The organism is Microbacterium alkaliflavum (assembly GCF_044325405.1).
Classification (GTDB): Bacteria; Actinomycetota; Actinomycetes; order Actinomycetales; family Microbacteriaceae; genus Microbacterium; species Microbacterium alkaliflavum.
In genome coordinates, this window is the sequence record NZ_JBIQWL010000025.1 from 542 (window position 1) to 2,542 (window position 2,001).

The following is a 2,001-nucleotide window of genomic DNA, read 5'->3' on the forward strand; positions in this document are numbered from 1 at the left end:
CGCCGCGCAGCGCCGCGATCGCGCTCATACCCTCCAGCGCGTATTGCGCGCCTTCGTCGTAGTGCAGGAGCGCGGCGAGCTCGAGCGTCGATCGGTACTGGTCTTCTGCCGCGGCGATGTCGCCGCCGAGCAGTCGCACGCGGGCCACGTTGTTGCCCGCGACGACGCGGGTGAACGCATCCTGCTCCCGCACGCCGATCGCCGTCGCGCGCTCGAAGTGCTCGAGCGAGGCGGGGAACTCGCCGCGCGCCATCGCGAGCAGGCCCAGCGCGACGTCGGTCAGCGCCTCGAGCCACCAGTTGCCGAGCCGGTGGAAGACCTCGCGCGCGCGCTGCACCTCGGCCTCCGCGGCGGGCATGTCGAGGTCGGGGAACCTCATGCGCGTCGAGCCGCGCGCCGCGAGGGCCATCGCCGAGGCATCCTCGTCGCCGCTCTCCTCGAACAGGCGCGACGACTCGCCGAGGCGCTCGATGACCTCCTCCGACGGCCGGCGCCACATCTCGCCCCAGACCGTGAAGAAGACCGCGACGGCACGGGTGCGGGTGGAGATGGGATGCTGCTTCCCGAGCAGCTCGAGCATCCACAGGCGCACTTCGCTGAAGAAGCCGGAGATCCACCAGTACACGAAGAGGTCCCACGCGAAGTCGCCGGCGTCGTCCAGTCGGTCGGTGTGGACGAGGTGGCGCACGGCGGCGCGGAGGTTCGACAGCTCGAGGCTGAGGAGGCGGACGGTCTCGACCTGTGCAGGTCCGCGCAGGTCGGGCGAGGCGCGCCGCACCAGGTCGCTGTAGTAGTCGGCGTGCGCCCCGCGCATCGCGTCGGCCTCGCCTCGCGCCTCGAGCCGGGCGAGCGAGTATTCACGCACGATGCCCAGGAGCGAGAAGGTCGACCGGCCGCCCAGATCGGCCTGCTTCACGAGCGACGCGTCGACCACGGCCCCGAGGGCGTCGATGACCTCGCCCTCCCAGGACCGGCCGGCGCTCACCGCCTCGACGGCGTCGAGGGTGAACCGCATCGCGAAGACGCCGAGGTCTTCCAGCAGGTCGCGCTGGACGGCGGGCAGCAGGCTGACGCTCCAGTCGATCGCCGCCCGCATCGTGCGGTGCCGCTCGGGGAGGTCGCGTGAGGTCGCCGCCAGCAGGGGCAGGCTCTGCTCGAGCCGCGCGTCGATCGTCGCGGGGCTGAGCGCCCGCACCTTGGCGGCGGCCAGCTCGATCGCGAGCGGCAGCCCCTCCAGGCGGCGGCAGATCCCGACGACGTCGGCGACGTTGTCGTCGGTCAGCTCGAAGTCGGGCCGCACCGCCTGGGCTCGGTCGACGAACAGTGCGACGGCCGACGAGCGCAGGGCGCGGTGCAGCGTCGCAGGCTCGGTCGTGGCGGGGGAGGCGAGCGCCTCGACCTCGTAGACCTGCTCGCCGCGGATGCGCAGCACGACGCGGCTCGTCACGAGGAAGGTCGCCAGCGGCGCGGCCGTGTAGAGGCGCACGAGGACGGGGGCGGCATCCACGATCTGCTCGAAGTTGTCGAGCACGATGAGCACCCGGCGGCCCTCGAGCGCGACGGCGATGCGGTCCTCGAGATCGACGGCGCCGCTGTCGCGCACGCCGAGCGAGTAGGCGATCGTCGACAGCAGCAGGTCGGGTTCGAGCACGCCCTCCAGGAGCACGAAGTAGACGCCGTCGCGGAACAGGTCGCCGCCGGCGCGGGCCACTTCGATCGCGAGCCGGCTCTTGCCTATGCCGCCGGGCCCGACGAGGCTCACGACCCGGTCGGTGCCCTTCGCGAGCAGCTCGCGCACGCGGCGCAGGTCGTCCTCGCGCCCGATCGTCGAGGTGTAGGGGACCGGGATGCGGCCGACCGTCGCCCCGAGCCCGTCGGCGTCCGGCTCGTCGCCCTGCTCCTGGGCGGCGTCGAAGCGTTCGGCGAGGAGGGTGGCGAGGTCGTCGGCGATGCGGTCTTGGAGTTCTTCGGCGGTGGTGAAGGGGAGGTAGGCGGCGTGGT

Annotated in this window: 1 protein-coding gene; it reads right to left on the reverse strand. The window is 72.6% G+C overall.

The annotated features are described in order from the left end of the window. The coding region (locus ACH3VR_RS23260; RefSeq protein WP_397558725.1) for an ATP-binding protein at positions 1 to 2,001 on the reverse strand (2,001 nt) is incomplete at both ends.